At 66.6% G+C, this 16,323-nt stretch carries 10 protein-coding genes; 5 read left to right on the forward strand and 5 right to left on the reverse strand.

What is annotated here, in order from left to right; all coding sequences use genetic code 11:
* Window positions 1-12: 12 nt before the first annotated feature.
* The 5 genes from AC5RUO_RS10750 to AC5RUO_RS10770 all read right to left on the reverse strand — a co-directional run bounded on the left by AC5RUO_RS10750 (window position 13) and on the right by AC5RUO_RS10770 (window position 6,121).
* The gene (locus AC5RUO_RS10750; RefSeq protein ID WP_494103494.1) at window positions 13-684 is read right to left on the reverse strand and encodes a TetR/AcrR family transcriptional regulator; all 672 of its coding nucleotides are present in this window, start codon (window positions 682-684) and stop codon (window positions 13-15) included.
* Between the two features lie 200 nt (window positions 685-884).
* Window positions 885-2,336: a dicarboxylate/amino acid:cation symporter gene (locus tag AC5RUO_RS10755; RefSeq protein WP_494103495.1), complete on the reverse strand. Its 1,452-nt coding sequence runs from the start codon at window positions 2,334-2,336 to the stop codon at window positions 885-887.
* A 144-nt stretch (window positions 2,337-2,480) separates the two neighbouring features.
* The gene (locus AC5RUO_RS10760) at window positions 2,481-4,172 is read right to left on the reverse strand and encodes a DUF885 domain-containing protein (RefSeq protein ID WP_494103496.1); all 1,692 of its coding nucleotides are present in this window, start codon (window positions 4,170-4,172) and stop codon (window positions 2,481-2,483) included.
* A gap of 63 nt (window positions 4,173-4,235) precedes the next feature.
* Window positions 4,236-4,457, reverse strand: coding sequence for an acyl-CoA carboxylase subunit epsilon (locus AC5RUO_RS10765; protein ID WP_494010699.1), 222 nt, complete (start codon window positions 4,455-4,457; stop codon window positions 4,236-4,238).
* Window positions 4,458-4,537: 80 nt separating this feature from the next.
* Window positions 4,538-6,121 (reverse strand): acyl-CoA carboxylase subunit beta, encoded by a 1,584-nt coding sequence (locus AC5RUO_RS10770; protein ID WP_494010553.1) that lies wholly within the window; start codon window positions 6,119-6,121, stop codon window positions 4,538-4,540.
* 226 nt (window positions 6,122-6,347) lie between these two features.
* On the opposite strand from AC5RUO_RS10770, the gene AC5RUO_RS10775 reads away from it, so the two are divergent.
* The 5 genes from AC5RUO_RS10775 to AC5RUO_RS10795 all read left to right on the forward strand — a co-directional run bounded on the left by AC5RUO_RS10775 (window position 6,348) and on the right by AC5RUO_RS10795 (window position 16,229).
* Entirely contained in the window at window positions 6,348-7,235 is an 888-nt protein-coding gene (locus AC5RUO_RS10775; RefSeq protein ID WP_494103497.1) for an SDR family oxidoreductase, read from the forward strand.
* A gap of 90 nt (window positions 7,236-7,325) precedes the next feature.
* The gene (locus tag AC5RUO_RS10780) at window positions 7,326-8,234 is read left to right on the forward strand and encodes a biotin--[acetyl-CoA-carboxylase] ligase (RefSeq protein WP_494010551.1); all 909 of its coding nucleotides are present in this window, start codon (window positions 7,326-7,328) and stop codon (window positions 8,232-8,234) included.
* On the forward strand, window positions 8,227-8,826 hold the full coding sequence (locus AC5RUO_RS10785) for a PH domain-containing protein (protein WP_494103498.1): 600 nt from the start codon (window positions 8,227-8,229) through the stop codon (window positions 8,824-8,826). Before AC5RUO_RS10780 ends, AC5RUO_RS10785 begins: the two co-directional genes overlap by 8 nt.
* Window positions 8,816-9,940 (forward strand): adenylate/guanylate cyclase domain-containing protein, encoded by a 1,125-nt coding sequence (locus tag AC5RUO_RS10790; RefSeq protein ID WP_494103499.1) that lies wholly within the window; start codon window positions 8,816-8,818, stop codon window positions 9,938-9,940. Before AC5RUO_RS10785 ends, AC5RUO_RS10790 begins: the two co-directional genes overlap by 11 nt.
* Before the next feature lie 118 nt (window positions 9,941-10,058).
* A complete protein-coding gene (locus AC5RUO_RS10795) occupies window positions 10,059-16,229 on the forward strand; it encodes an Ig-like domain-containing protein (RefSeq protein ID WP_494103500.1) in 6,171 nt (2,056 codons plus the stop codon).
* Window positions 16,230-16,323: the final 94 nt, after the last annotated feature.

Genomic DNA, 16,323 nt, shown 5'->3' on the forward strand with positions numbered 1-16,323 from the left:
GAACCGATCTGATCAGGAGGAACGGGAGTCTGACGGGGAAGCGTTGAAGCCGGCGCCCAGCAGGGCCATGGCGTCGATGAGCAGCTGGCGCAGCTCTGCGAGGGAGGCGGGGGAGAGGTCCGGGCCGCGGCGGCCGAACCAGACTTCCAGGGCCGCCTTGCCGCAGGAGATGACGGAGCCCGCAAGGGCGTGGATGTACAGGTCGTCCTGCCCGCCGCGCCGGCCCGCCACCCGCTCGCGGGCGATGGCGAAGACCTGTGCCCTGCAGTGGTCCCAGGCTTCAAGCTCGGTATGCGACATGAGCGGGCTCTGCCGGGTCAGCGTGAACAGCTCGGCAAGGGGTGCGATGGCTTTCGGATCCGCGAGGGCCATCAGCGCGGCCTGGGCGGAATCCAGGACAGGTTCGTCCGCGGGCCGGAGCCTCAGTTGCTGGATGGCGTTGTCCAGGAAAGCATGCGTGATGGAGGCCAGGGCAGCGTCCGTGCTGCTGAAGTAGTTGAAGAACGTGCGCCGCGAGATTCCGGCGGCCTCGGCAATGTCTTCGGCCGTGAAGTTGCCGGGACCGTTGGTCCGCAGAAGGCCAAGCGCGGCGTCGGTGATCGCCTGGCGGGTGGCGGCCTTGTTGAGCTCGCGCCGGGAGGGAGGCGCGGCCGGGTCAGCGGGGGCAGGAGAGGCAGCAGTCACATTCTTACACTACGTGCAACTTTGCACTCCGGGCAACTATTCTCACAGCACGAATAAAGGTTGCTGACAGCCTTCACAGAACCTGGATCGGCAGCGGCAGGCACTGCCCGGAAACCCGGCACACAGAATCTGGGCATAACAAAAGGAAGCCTCCGGGATGTTCTTCCCGGGGACTTCCTTTTGATCACACTCGGTGCGGCTTAGGCCTTCGCATCCTGCAGTTCGCGGGGTGCGGTGTCCGTGCTGGTTCCGTCAGACGGGGTGCCGGCGGACGGTGCTGCAGCGGCGTCACTGTCATCAACGAACGGGGTGCCGTTGCGCGGCGCGTTGTACAGCGACTCGTCCAGGATGCCCTGGCGCTTGGCCACGATGGTGGGGACCAGCGCCTGGCCTGCCACGTTCACCGCGGTGCGGCCCATGTCAAGGATGGGGTCGATGGCCAGCAGGAGGCCGACGCCGGCCAGCGGCAGTCCCAGCGTGGAAAGGGTCAGCGTCAGCATCACCACCGCACCGGTGGTTCCGGCGGTGGCCGCCGAGCCCAGGACGGAAACCAGGGCGATCAGCAGGTACTGGCTGAAGTCGAGCTGGATGCCGAAGAACTGTGCCACGAAGATGGCGGCGATGGCCGGGTAGATGGCGGCGCAGCCGTCCATCTTGGTGGTGGCGCCCAGCGGCACGGCGAAGGAGGCGTAGCCGCGGGGAACGCCCAGGCTGCGTTCGGTGACCCGCTGCGTGAGCGGCAGGGTGCCCACCGAGGAGCGGGACACGAAGGCGAGCTGCACTGCCGGCCAGACACCGGAGAAGTACTGCTTGATGGAGAGCCCGTGGGTGCGGACCAGGACGGGGTACACCACGAAGAGCACCAGGGCCAGGCCCAGGTAGATGGCCGCCGTGAACTTGCCCAGCGAGCCGATGGTGTCCCAGCCGTAAACGGCCACGGCGTTGCCGATGAGCCCGACGGTGCCCAGGGGAGCGATGCGGATGATCCACCACAGCACCTTCTGGATGACGGCCAGGGCCGAGGCGTTCAGGTTCAGGAAGGGTTCTGCCGCCTTGCCCACCTTCAGCGCGGCCACGCCGACGGCGATGGCGATCACCAGGATCTGCAGGACGTTGAAGCTTACGGACGTGGTGACGGCGCCGGATTCAGCCACCGTGGAGGTGGCACCCAGGCCCAGGAAGTTCTTGGGGAACAGCCCGATGAGGAAGGACCACCAGTCGCCTGACTTGCCGGAGTACCTCGCCTCCTCGGTGATCCCGGTGTTGGCGCCGGGCTGCAGGAGCACGCCCAGGCCGATGCCGATCAGCACGGCAATCAACGAGGTGATGGCGAACCAGAGCAGGGTGTTCCAGGCGAGCTTCGCAGCGTTGGACACCTGGCGCAGGTTGGAGATGGAGCTGACAACTGCGGTGAAGATCAGGGGAACGACGGCGGTCTGCAGCAGGGAGACGTAGCTCGAACCGATGGTCTGCAGCGTGGCGCCGAGGCCGTTGGGAGCAGCCTTGGTGCTGCCGGTGTACTTGGCCAGCAGGCCGAGTCCGAGACCGACGATGAGGGCGGCGATGATCTGGAAGCCGAATGAACCAGCCCACTTGGGGAGCTGGAAGCCGGTCTTTCCTGCGGTATCTGAGGGGCGGGTCGATGTGCTCACCCGATTACGCTAGGACCACTCCGCATATCACGCCGAAAGCATGTTGAGAAATATTACGCGCCTTCTTTTGCTCTTCCCTATCAGGTTCCGCGGAAAACCGGGGAATTTACCGCCCATTGTTACTTATTCCCGGCCAAGGTGTGCTTAATGTCTCCCGAGCAGAGCCCGCCTCAGGGTGTCCAGTCCCACGGAACCTACGTTGAGGGCGCGGGTGTGGAAGTCCTTGAGGTTGAATCCGGGCCGGGCCTCGAGTTCGGCACGGATCTGTTCCCAAAGCCGCTGCCCCACCTTGTAGGAGGGGGCCTGGCCCGGCCAGCCGAGGTACCGTGCGAACTCGAAGTCGAGCTGACCCTCGCTGATGGCCAGGTTCTGCTTCAGGAATCCGTACCCCTTTTCCGGTGTCCAGGTTCCCGAGCCCCAGCGCGGGGGCACAGCCAGTTCCAGGTGCACGCCGATGTCGAACACCACGCGCGCCGCGCGCATCCGCTGCATGTCCAGCATGCCCATGTGGTCGCCGGGGTCGTTGAGGTAGCCCAGTTCCTGCATCAGTCGTTCGGCATAGAGGGCCCATCCTTCGCCATGGCCCGAGGTCCAGCAGATGTTGCGGCGCCATTTGTTCAGCAGTTCACGCCGGTAGGTGGCAGTGGCCACCTGGAGGTGGTGGCCCGGGACGCCTTCGTGGTAGACGGTGGTGGTTTCCGCCCAGGTGGTGAAGGAGTCCTCGCCGGCCGGCACGGACCACCACATCCGGCCGGGCCTGCTGAAGTCATCGGAAGGGCCGGTGTAGTAGATGCCACCCTCGTCCGTGGGCGCGATCAGGCACTCCAGCTTCTTCATGACGTCCGGAATGTCGAAGTGCACGCCGGCGAGTTCGGCCACGGCCTTGTCCGAGAGTTCCTGCATCCATTCCCGCAGCGCCTCGGTGCCTTTGAGCCGGCGGGCAGGGTCGCTGTTGAGGATCTCCTTCGCCTCGGCAATGCCCGCACCCGGCTTGATGGCGGCGGCCACTTCCTCCTGCTCTGCGATGATGCGGTCCAGCTCCTGCACGCCCCAGGCATACGTTTCGTCCAGGTCCACGACGGCGCCGAGGAAAGCCCGGGAGGCGAGGGCGTAGCGTGCCCGGCCCACGGCGTCTTTTTCCGGGGCGGCAGGAAGCAGTTCGTCGCGGAGGAATTCGGCGAGCCGGGTGTAGGCACCGCGGGCGGCGACCGAACCGGCGTCGAGCTTTTGCTGCACGTTCGCCCCCAGCGGCCCCACGGCCGTGGCAGCACCGGCGGCAAGCTTGGCGAAGAAGCCGTCAGCAGCCGCGTACCTGGTGGCCTGGTCAATGACGATCTTCACCTGGCGGGCGGCGGCGACCCGGCCGGCGTCGCGGGCGGACCGCAGGGATTCGATGTAGCCGGCGATGGCGCCGGGCACGTTGTGCGCGCGGCCGGCGATATTCGCCCAGTCCTGTTCGGTGGCCGTGGGCATCAGGTCGAAAATCGACCGGATGTCCTGGGCGGGCGAGGCGATGTTGTTGAGGTCGGCGTAGTCCCAGCCGGAGGCGTGGATAAGCAGCTGCAGGACGAGCCGCTCCTGCATGGCATCCAGCGTGACGGTGTCCACCTCGTCCTGGGGCTCCAGCCCTTCCAGGTCGGACAGGGCCTTCCGCGCGGCCTCGGCGAACCCCGCGATGCCTGCGGGGGAGAAGTCCTGGAATTCGGTCTCGTGTCCCGGCACGCCCAGTGTTGTGGCCAGCGATGGGTTCAGGCTGACGAGCGTGTCGGTGTACGCGTCCGCCACGGCGTCAATGCGGGTGTGAGGGCGGGCGGCAGGAGCGGTCTCGGTAGTCACCTCCCGAGACTAACGGGGGTCCGGAGGTAAGCAAAGCACCCGGGTGGCTTTGCGGTGGGCCGGTCAGCCCCGGCTGCGCTTCCAGGCGCCAGGTCCCGGTGTGGGGGCGAGCCGCAGCTGCTGCCGCCGCACCCAGTGGCGGACGGTGGGCGTGCGCGCCGGAGCAGGTGCCGAACCGCCCAGGGAGAGTACGACGGCGGTCAGCGCCGCCAGTTCCTCGGCGTCCGGCTGCCCCTTGACCACCGAGAACAGGGGCGCGGCAGTTTCAGGGGTTTCCCTCCCCAGCTGCTCCCTAACCTCGCGGGCTCGGTCAGGGAACCCGGCGGCGGTGGGCCCAGGCTCAGCCAACGGCTGCTCTTCGACGCTCACAGCGGGATGTTCCCATGCTTCTTGGCGGGGAGGCTGGCGCGTTTGTCACGCAGCGCGCGGAGCCCCTTGATAATTTGCACCCGCGTATCGGAGGGCGCGATGACGGCGTCGACGTAGCCGAGTTCGGCCGCCTGGTAGGGATTGAGGAGTTCCTCCTCGTACTGCCGGATGACCTCGGCGCGCCGCGCCTCCACGTCTCCGCCGGCCTCCGCAACCGCGGCGAGGTCGCGGCGGTAAAGGATATTGACGGCGCCCTGCGCGCCCATGACACCGATCTGGGCGGTAGGCCAGGCAAGGTTCAGGTCGGCGCCGAGCTTCTTGGAGCCCATCACGATGTAGGCGCCGCCGTAGGCCTTGCGGGTGATGACGGTGAGCTTGGGAACGGTGGCCTCGGCGTAGGCGTACAGCAGTTTGGCGCCGCGCCGGATGATGCCCTGGAACTCCTGGTCCTTGCCGGGGAGGAAGCCCGGCACGTCCACGAGGGTGATGATGGGGATGTTGAAGGCGTCGCAGTGGCGGACGAAGCGGGCCGCCTTCTCCGAGGCAGCGATGTCCAGGGTTCCGGCGAACTGCAGCGGCTGGTTGGCTACGATGCCCACCGTGTGGCCTTCCACGCGGCCGTAGCCGATCATGACGTTGGGTGCGTAGAGGGCCTGCATTTCCAGGAAGTGGCCGTCATCCACGATCTGCTCGATCACGGCGCGCATGTCGTAGGGCTGGTTGGCCGAATCCGGGACCAGCGTGTCCAGGGCGAGGTCGTCGTCGTCGATCTCCAGCTCCTGCTGGTGATCCACCACCGGGGCCTCGGAGAGGTTGTTGGAGGGCAGGAAGTCCAGGAGTTCACGGACGAACTCGATCGCATCGCCTTCGTCCGGGGCCAGGTAGGTGGAGGTGCCGGTGGTGGCGTTGTGCTGGCGGGCGCCGCCCAGGGTCTCCATGTCCACGTCCTCGCCCGTGACGGTCTTGATGACGTCGGGGCCGGTGATGAACATGTGCGAGGTCTTGTCCACCATCACCACGTAGTCGGTGAGGGCGGGGGAGTAGGCCGCTCCGCCGGCGGACGGGCCCATGATCATGGAAATCTGCGGGACAACACCCGAGGCGTGTACGTTGTTGCGGAAGATGTCCGCGAACATGGCCAGCGAAGCGACGCCTTCCTGGATGCGGGCGCCGCCGCCGTCCAGGATGCCCACCACGGGGCAGCCGTTCCGCAGGGCGAACTCCTGCACCTTGACGATCTTTTCGCCGTTGACCTGGCTCAGGGAACCGCCGTAGACGGAGAAATCCTGGCTGTATACGGCCACGAGGCGGCCATCCACCGTCCCGTAGCCGGACACCAGGCCGTCGCCCAGGGGCTTTTTCTTCTCCATGCCGAATGCTGTGGAGCGGTGCACTGCCAGTGCGTCGAACTCCACGAACGAGTCCTCGTCCAGCAGCAGGCCAATGCGTTCGCGAGCCGTGTTCTTGCCGCGTGCGTGCTGCTTTTCGATGGCTTCGGGGCCGGAGGGCTGCTCGGCACGGGCCTGCCGGTCGCGGAAATCGGCAATCTTTCCCGCTGTCGTGGTCAGATCGTGGCTCATCAGGTATCTCCGGCTCTGTTGCAGATTGTGTTTCGTGGCGCTCTGGTTGCTGGCGGGTTACGCCGGGGCGGAGCTTAAGTAGCATCCACACAAAGGTCGAACCCTGCAGGCAAGTCTAGTGACGCTTTGGGCGCCCGCAGCTGTAGGGAACCTACAATTTTCTGCCGTGCCTCCAGCCGCACCACTATGTTACTCGTCGGTAACTTTACTGGGTTACAGTAGGCAGATGACTTCGAGCAATGACGCTGCGCAGACCACCGGAAGCCCTTACCGCGCTTCGGGTTCGCTTCACGGACAGACCCTCCTCATCTCCGGCGGAAGCCGCGGCATCGGCCTGGCCATCGCCCTCCGCGCCGCCAGGGACGGCGCCAATATCGTCCTGATGGCAAAGACGGGGGAGCCGCACCCCAAGCTCGCCGGCACGGTCCACACAGCGGCCCGGGAATTGGAGGAAGCCGGCGGCCAGGCCCTGCCCCTCGTGGGTGACGTGCGCCGCGACGAGGACGTCGCCCGCGCGGTTGAGGCCGCGGTTGCGCGGTTTGGTGGTATCGACGTCGTTATTAACAACGCCTCGGCCATCGACCTTTCGCGGACCGGTGACGTGGACATGAAGAAGTACGATCTCATGCAGGACATCAATGTCCGCGGCACGTTCCTGCTCTCCAAGCTCGCGCTGCCGGCGCTGCGCGCGTCCGGCCGGGGCCAGATCCTCACCCTTTCGCCGCCCCTGAACCTCGACCCCTTCTGGGCGGGCAAACACCTGGCCTACACCATGGCCAAGTACGGCATGAGCCTCACCACCCTGGGGCTTGCCGAAGAGCTGAAGGCCGACGGGATCAGGGTGAACTCGCTCTGGCCCTGCACGCTCATAGACACAGCCGCCATCCGGAACATGCCCCAAGGCGACGTGATGGTCCGGGCTGCCCGGGGACCGGCCATCATGGCCGATGCCGCCCATGCTGTCCTTACCGGCAGCAACCTGGGCGCGGGCGGTGTGCCGAGCGGCAACTTTTACACGGATGAAGAGGTCCTGGCGGCCGCGGGGGTCAGTGATTTCAGTGCGTACAGCCTCGGGGCGCCCGAAGACCAGCTGGTTCCGGACATCTTCCTCTAACAGCCGCATTGTCTACCGGACGTGGCACGCGCCGCGTCCGGTTTGGGCGGCCGCTCCTCCCGGGCGCGTTTGGCTCGCTAGGATTTAGGCATGGATGACGCGCATAACCCGGGCACCCCCCTCAACCGCTGGGACCTGGATGACCAGCGCTTCCTGTCCGCCGCCGGGATTCCCCGGATGGAGGTGGTTGACTCCACGGGATCCACCAACGCGGATCTCCTCCGCGCAGTCACTGTCGAACCCCAGGCGTGGCCGGATATGTCCGTCCTGACCGCGGAATACCAGACAGCAGCCAGGGGGCGCCTTGACCGGCACTGGGAAGCGCCGCCGCTGAGTTCCATCTCCGTGTCGGTGGTCCTGCGGCCTGTCAACGCCGACGGCAGGCCGCTGCCCACCCACAGCTATTCCTGGCTCTCGCTGATCGCCGCGCTGGGCCTGCGGGAGACCCTCCTGGAAACCGCCGGCCTTCCCGCAGAACTCAAGTGGCCCAACGACGTCCTGGTCCGCGGCCGGAAGATCGCCGGCATCCTGGCCCAGCTTGGCCCCATGGGGGACGGGACCGTGCCGCCGGTCATCCTCGGGACGGGCCTGAACGTCACCCTGCGTGAGGGCGAGCTGCCCGTTCCAACTGCCACTTCCGTTGCCCTGGAAGGTGCCCGCACCACCGACAGGACGCTGCTCCTGAAAAGCTACCTGTCGCATTTCGCTGTCCTGTACCGCAGTTTCTGCAATGCCGACGGCGATCCCGCGGCGGGGATGGCCGGCGGGCCGTCCCTGCACAAGCGCGTGGAAGCCGTGATGGCCACCCTGGGCAAGCAGGTCAGGGCGCAGCTGCCCGGTGACCACGAGATCATTGGGCATGCCTCGCGGCTGGACGACTATGGCTCGCTGCTGGTGGTGGATAAGGATTCCCGGGAGCACGTGGTGACCGCCGGGGACGTGGTGCACCTGCGCCCCTGGACGTCCCCTGACGACGCCGGCCAAGGCGGCTATGCGTAAAGACCTCGCGCCGGGCGAACAGGTGATTGTCACCACACGCCCGCAGCCGAGGAAGCTGGCAGGAGCCGCCCTGGCCTTTGTGGTGTCACCCGCGCTTGCCGCCTTCGCCTCCGCCTGGATCGTCCGGGGCGAGGCCCGCCGTTATGTACCCTTCCTCACTCCCCAGTGGACCCCCTGGCTGGTGGCTGCCTGCGCCGGTGCCGTGGCCTGGGTGTGGCTGGGCTATTGCCTGCCCCGCCTGCTGCGTTGGCACAGCACGCGCTACACCCTGACCAGCCGCAGGATGGTGGCAAGGCACGGCCGGCTCAAACGGCGGGACCAGCAGGTGGACCTGGCCTGGATCCGCAACCTGACTGTCCACGAAACGGTGCTGCAACGCCTCCTGCGCTCAGGGAATATATCCTTGGAAACCGGGTACCAGGGCGTGGTCATATTTCAGGACGTGCCGGAGGTGGCCCGGTTCAGGGAATTCATCCTCGATGCCATCGGGGAATTGCCGGACGAAGGTGATGCCCAGCCGGGCGGCGCAACGCACTACCCCGCCGAAGCTTTGCCGTGGGACTTGAGAGAAGGTGGACGGGATGACCGATGAGGACCAGCAGGAACGCGTCGACCCCATAACGCCGCCGCCCGCCACGGACCCGAACCCGGCCACCGGTACCATGTCCGCGGAGCGGCTGGCCATGAAGGCGCTCGAAGCCCGGCTGCTGGGCGGGGAACGCAAGCTCCGCCGTCGTGAAGTGGCTGCCGGGGCCGGACTGTCCCTCCTGTCCGCACGCAAGCTTTGGCGCGCCCTCGGCTTCCCGAACTTCGGCGACGAGGACGTCGCCTTCACCGAACGGGACCAGGCCGCCCTGTCCACCGTGGTGGACCTGGTCCGCACCGGAAAGCTCACCGAGGAAGCCGCCATTTCCGTCACCCGGGCCATCGGCCAGATGACGGACCGGATGGTGGTGTGGCAGATCGAGGCCCTCGTGGAGGACATGGTCCACGAACAGGGCGTCACCGACGCCGTGGCACGTAAACGCCTGGTCAACGAACTTCCCGCCCTGGTGGACGCGCTTGAGGAAGTGCTGATCTACTCCTGGCGGCGCCAGCTCAACGCCGGCGTGCAGCGGCTCGCCGTCCGCGCCGAGGCCGGCCTGCAGGCCAGCGAAGAGGGCCGGGAGGGCGACGAGGATGACGCGCCGCTGCCGCTGGCCCGTGCCGTCGGCTTCGCCGACTTGGTGTCCTACACCAGCCTGTCCCGCCGCATGAACGAGAAAACGCTGGCGCGCCTGGTCCAGCGGTTTGAAAACAAGTGCGCCGAGATCATCTCCGTGGGCGGCGGCCGGCTGGTGAAGACCGTGGGGGACGAAGTCCTCTACATCGCGGAAACCCCTGCTGCCGGCGCCGAGATTTCGCTGGCCCTCGCCCAGGCCTTCACGGAAGATGAAATCCTTCCCGAGGCCCGCGTTGCGATGGTCTGGGGACGGATCCTGTCCCGGCTTGGGGACATCTATGGGCCCACCGTCAACCTCGCCGCGCGCCTGACCACGCTGGCCGATCCGGGCACGGTGCTGGTGGACTCCATGACCGCCTCTGCGCTGGAGCATGACGAGCGTTTCGTGATGGTTCCCCAGCCACCGGAGAACGTGCGCGGCTTCGGCGAAATCCGGCCCGTGCGCCTCACCCGCGGGCTGGGCAAGGGGCTGGTGCTCGACTAACTGCCGGTTCACCGGGAGTTTATCCATTTGTTGGCCTTACGGGCTATATTGGTGGTGCCCTGCTGCCGCATAGCCGGAAGCCGACGGGCGCCGGACTCAACCTGGGGGAAGTCTTTCCATGAAATTTCGCGGACACGCGCGCGCCAAAACTGCGCCCTCCGCCGTGCCCTTCAGCAGCCGCCTAATCCCTTCCCGCCTCGTTACCGGCACCGTGTTCAGCCTCGTCCTTACCCTCCTGGTCGTAGGGGCTGTGCTCTATCCGGGGTTTAAGACCACTGAGGTGGAGTTGAATGACGGTGGTGTGTGGGTGGTGTCGAAGTCGAAGAACGCGGTGGGGCGGTTGAATTATCCGTCGCGGGTTTTGGATGGGGCGGTGACGCCGGCGTCGACGACGTTTGACATTCTTCAGGATGCGGGGGATGTGTTTGTTGATGATGAGTCTGGTTCGACGTTGAACCAGGTTTCGACGGCGAATATGCGCCTGGGTGGGGATAAGCAGTTGCCGGGGGCTGCGGATGTGAGTTTTGGTTCCGAGGTTATTTCGGTGACGGATGCGGCGTCGGGCAAGGTGTGGGCGGTGTCGCCGTCCACGATTAATGGTTTTGATGAGGAGGCGTCCGAGCCGGTTTTGGTGGGTTCGGAGGGTACGGTGTCTGCGGTGGGTGCTGATGACCGGATTTATTCGGCGGACCCGGAGGCCGGGACGGTGACGGTGACCGGGGTGGACGCGAACGGGGTTGTGACGTCTTCGGAGTCCGAGACGTGGGGGGCGTTGAAGGGTGCGGGGGATCTGCAGATCACGGTGGTGGGGGACCGGCCGGTGGTTTTGGATGCGGCGGCGGGGGGCCTGTTTTTGCCGGGTGGTAAGCGGCTGCAGTTGGAGAACGCGCGGGATGCGAAATTGCAGCAGGCGGGTCCGGGCAGTGATTTTGTTGCCGTTGCCACGCCGAAGGCGTTGTTGAAGCAGCCGTTGGATGGCGGGACGGCGAAGACGGTGGGGTTCGGTGGTGAGGGTGTTCCGGCTGCCCCGGTGCAGCTGGGCGGGTGCGTGCATGCGGCGTGGTCGGGGGCGAACAAGTATGTCCGTGACTGTGTCAATGATGGTGATGACAAGAATGTGGATGTGCCCAGGGCGAGTGCGTCGCCGTCGTATGTGTTCCGGGTGAACCGGGACCTGGTGGTCCTCAATGACGTGAACTCCGGCAATGTGTGGCTGGTCAACCAGAACATGCAGCTGGTCAACAACTGGGACGACGTCATCCCGCCCAAGGAAACGTCTGACGACGCCGACAAGGACTCAGCCGACGAGGTCCAGCAAACCGTCCTTCCTGACCGCACCAAACCCAACAGCCCGCCCACGGCCAAGCCTGACTCCTTCGGTGTCAGGGCCGGCAAAACAACCATCCTGCCGGTCCTGGACAACGATTCGGACCCCGACGGCGACATCCTCACCCTCCGCCCGCCGGCCGAGGTGAAATCGGGAACCCTGTCCGGCATCTATGCCGATACCGGATTCCAGATCTCCGTGCCCGCCGACAAGACGGGCGCCGACTCCTTCCAGTACACCGTGGACGACGGCCGCGGGCTGTCCGCCACTGCCGACGTGGCGCTGCGCGTGGTGCCCGCGGGCGAAAATTCGGCACCGCAGCAGAAACCGAACCGCGAGACCACTCTGTTGCTCCAGCAGGGCAGGACCCTTACCCAAAACATCCTGACCAACTGGATCGACCCCGACGGCGACGACCTCTTCGCGGAAGCCGTGTCCAGCCCCGACCCGCTGGACCAGGTACGGATCAGGCCGGACGGCCAGCTCACCTTCCAGGACTCCGGCACGGCGCCCGGCCGCAAGACCCTTACCGTCCGGATCTCCGACGGCACAGCCACCGCCGAGGGGCGGATCATCGTTGACGTCCGACCACCCGGAGCCCTGCCGCCCGTAGCCAACGCCGACCACGTCGTCGCCGTTGCCGGTACCGACACAGTGATCGCCCCCCTGAAGAACGACACCGACCCCCAGGGCGGGTCCCTGCGCCTTGCCCAGGCCGGCACCGATGAGCAGTCAACCGCCACGCTCGGGGCGGACCAGCAAACCTTCACCTTCAACTCCGCGGTCCTGGGCGCACACTACGTCTCTTACCTGGTGACCAACGGCCCCGCCAGCGCCCAGCAGCTGGTTCGCGTCGACGTCGTTCCCGGCAACAATGAGGGCGCGCCCGTAGCTGTGCGCGATATCGCCCTGCTGCCCACCGGCGGAAGCGTGCTGGTGGACGTGCTGGGCAACGATTCCGACCCCTCCGGCGGCGTCCTGGTGGTCCAGTCCGTCACGGCGGATTCGGGCCTTCCCGTCAGCGTTTCGGTCTTGGACCATTCGGTGGTCCGCGTGACGGACATCCGTGCCGAGGGCCAGCTCACCCTGAAGTACGCCATCTCCAACGGGCGCTCTTCCGCCAGTGGCGAGATCGCCGTCCTGCTGGTCCCTGCGCCGGCGAAACTCCAGCCCCCGCAGGCCAAGCCGGACGAAGCCACAGTGCGGACCGGCGACGTGGTGACCATTCCCGTCCTGGAAAACGACACAGACCCCAACGGCGGAGAACTGGCCCTGGTGCCGGAACTGGCCCAGGAACCCGAGGCCGCGGATGGACGGATGTTCGCCTCGGGAGACGCGCTCCGCTTTATCGCGGGTGAAGCGCCCAAGACGGTCTACGCCATCTATAAGGTCCGCAACGATACGGGGCAGGTGGACTCCCAGCAGGTCACCATCCGGATCCAGGCCCGGGACGACGAACACAACTCGCGCCCGGAGCCGAAGAACCTGACGGCCCGCGTCGTGTCCGGGATGACCGTGAAGATCCCGGTACCGCTGGATGGCATTGATGCCAATGGCGATTCCGTCCAGCTGACCGGCATTGACAAGGCCGCGGCCCTGGGCACTGCCACCGTCAGGGATGGTTACCTTGAGTTCACCGCCGCGGGTGACGCCAAAGGCACCGATACCTTCACGTACCGGGTACGGGACCGGATCGGCGCCGAAAACACGGGAACCGTCATCGTGGGCATCGCGCCCCCCGAGGCGAACAACCAGAACCCCATCGCGGTGGAGGATTCCATCGACGTCAGGCCGGGGCGCAAGGTGGCAGTGGATGTCCTTGCCAACGATTCGGACCCCGACGGCGACCCGATCGCCCTGCGCTCCAACGCGTTCGAGGCACTGCCCGGGCTGCAGGTGGAAGCCACCGAGGACTCCAAGGTGCTTTTCACGGCCCCGCCGGAGGCAGGCAACGCAAGCATCGGCTACGGCATCCAGGACGACAAGAAGGCTGAGGCGGGCGCCGCCGTCCGGATCCGCGTTAGTCCCGATGCCGAGCTGAAGCGGCCCGCAGCGAAGGACGACAGGGTCACCCCGGCCGAAACCCTGGGCAAGACCGCCGTGGATGTCCCGGTGCTGAAGAACGATTCCGATGCCGACGGCGTGGCAGTAGACCTCAAGATCAGCCTTCCCGACGGCAACCCCAATGCCCGGGACGGCGGGTCCGGAAACGTCGTGGTGGCCCTGTCTCCGCAGGACCAGCTCATTCCCTACACTGTCACCGACGTGGACGGCCTCAGTTCAACAGCCATCATGTGGATCCCCGGGCAGGGAGCCCAGTACCCCAGCCTGGCCAAGACTGAGACCGTGGAAGTGATGGCGGGGAAGGAGGTCACCCTCCAGCTCAACGAGTACGTCCGGGTACGGGAAGGAAAGCGGCCCCGCATCACGGTGGCGGATTCCGTGCAGGTCCAGGGGGCCTCACCCGAGAACATCATCGCCGGGGACGGAACTGCGCTCCGCTATGCGGCGAAGCCGGACTACGTTGGTCCTGGCTCGCTGACCTTCGAAGTCACCGACGGCAACGGCCCTGAGGATCCCCACGGACTGAAATCCACCCTGGTGGTCATGACGAAGGTAATCCCGGATCCCAACGCCAACCACCCGCCCACCTTCAGTGGAGCAACCCTGGACGTGCCCAAGGCAGAAACGGCACGGCTGGACCTTGGCCCGCTGGCAACGGACGTTGATGAGCAGGATAAGGGCAACCTGAAATTCGAGCTCGACGGCGGGCTCCCGGCTGGCTTCTCGGCCACAGTTAATGGCTCGGTCCTGGAAGTCCGGGCCGAAACCTCGGTGGCTGCCGGGTTCACCGGCAACATTCCCGTCCGGGTCAGCGATGGCAGGTCCCCGGCCGCCAGAGCGAACATTGCGGCGCGCCACGTCGCCTCCACCCGGCCGATGCCCGTCGCGAACGATGACGTGGTGGAGAAGGCCAATGCCGGCAAGGCTGAAACGGTCAACGTCCTCGGCAACGACGGAAATCCCTTCCCTGACGCGCCACTGAAAATCGTGGCCGCGGGCGTGGAAACCGGGTCCGCCGCGGGCCAGGCAACGTTCGACGGCGACAACGTCACCGTGACGCCGGCCCAGGGCTTCAAGGGCGTGCTGGTGGTCCGCTACACGGTGGTGGACAAGACTGGTGACGTGTCCAGGCAGGCCACCGGCCGCCTCCGCCTCACCGTCCGCGACGTGCCCGACGCGCCGTCGGCGCCCACCGCCACCGACGTCCGCAGCCGGACGGCCGTGCTCAAGTGGGCCCCGCCGTCAGACAATGGCGCCGCCATCACCGGCTACCGGGTTGAATCAAACAGCGGCTTTACGCAGTCCTGCCCCACCACCACCTGCACGCTGTCCGGCCTGACAAACGACGTCAAGTACGTCTTCACGGTCATCGCCGAAAATGAGGTGGGCAAGTCCCAGCCGTCCGCAGCCTCGAACGAGATCCGGCCGGATGAGAAGCCCTCGCCCCCGGAAGCGCCCTCCGTGAAGGCCGGCGACAAGGACATGGTCATCACCTGGCCCGCCGCCAGGACCGAAGGCTCCGCGGTCAAGCACTACAACCTGGAGATCTCTCCGCCCCCGGCCAACGGCGTGGCAGTCAGGAACGAAGTGGCAGGCCTGAACTACACCTGGACCGGCCTGACCAACGGCGTGAAGTACCGGGTCCGGGCCCAGGCGGTCAATGAACTCGGTGCCTCTGACTGGGGCATCTACTCGGTGGAGGACAATCCCGCCGGAGTCCCCGCTGCACCCGCTGCCCCTACCACGGCAGTGGCCTCCGCAGTGGGCAGCGAAAACCAGATCCGGGTGGACTGGGCTGAACCTGGCACCAACGGGGATCCCATCCGGAACTACTACGTCACCATGAGCGGGGGCGGTGCTGCCCCCCAGACCCAGGTGGTGGCAGGAACAACGCGCACCGCCGTATTCCGTGCCCAAAACTCGGAGACGGGCTACACCTTCACCGTCCAGGCGGAAAACAAAGCCGGCAAGGGTGCCGCCAGCCCGCCCTCCGCGCCCCGACGGGCCACCGGGAAGCTCGCCCAGGTGACCGGCGTCAGCGCCACGCCCGCGAACACGGACGGGGCGGGCCGGCACATCACCATCCAGTTCAACCGGCTCACCGACGCCCAGCGCAATGGTTCCCGGGCCGAGGAAGTCAGCTACCGGTATTCCGCCGGCGGACAAAGCGGGCCCATCAGCCCCGGCCAGACCGTGGGCGGCTTCACCAACGGGCAGGCCCTGTCCGTCACCGTCACGGCGGTCTCCACGGTTGCGCCCAGTTCCGACGCCAGTGCGCCCGCCCGGGTGACGCCTTATGGTTCACCCGGCACACCGTCAGCCAGCGGCACCAACGGACGGTTGAACGACCAGACCGTCACGCTCAGCTGGTCCTCACCCTCACCGTCCACCAACGACGTCGCCGAAACCAGGATCCAGATCAGCGGGGGTGGCTGGGAAACGGTAGCGCCATCCGGCAGCCGCACGATCAACACCGGTGGTTGGGAGCAGTCCCGCACCATCACCGTGCAGACCTTCAATTCCCTCGGTACCGGCAGCGCCCAGGTCAGCGCAACCGCCACGTCGGGCAAGAGGGGTGAATGGACCACCCGGCTCAGCTCGGCAGACCCGGGTTTCGTGAGGGATTGCACCTACACCCTGGGCGGGGCCAACTACCGGCCGGCCCCCTACTTCGATTGCGACGGCATCAACGCGCACCAGCCGCCCTGGCTTTATGTCGCCGACCAGCACACCCTGGTGGTCCGCTGCTACATCATCCAAAGCGACCACTGGACCCCCAACCCGATCCGCACCTGGTATCGGATCGAGGCAGGCTCGGCCAGCAACGTGGGGCGCTATGTCAAGGCAGGTTCCACCACCCTCGGCGAACCCGGGAACGTAGGGGTGCCGCCATGCTGACACGCCAAGCTCTTGGAGCGGCAGGCCAGGCGGTGGGGGAGGCCTCCCCATCGCGTCCCGCCAAGCCCTTGGGTAGGCTTTCCCGGGAAACGGG

Source organism: Arthrobacter sp. Y3221087, assembly GCF_059089905.1.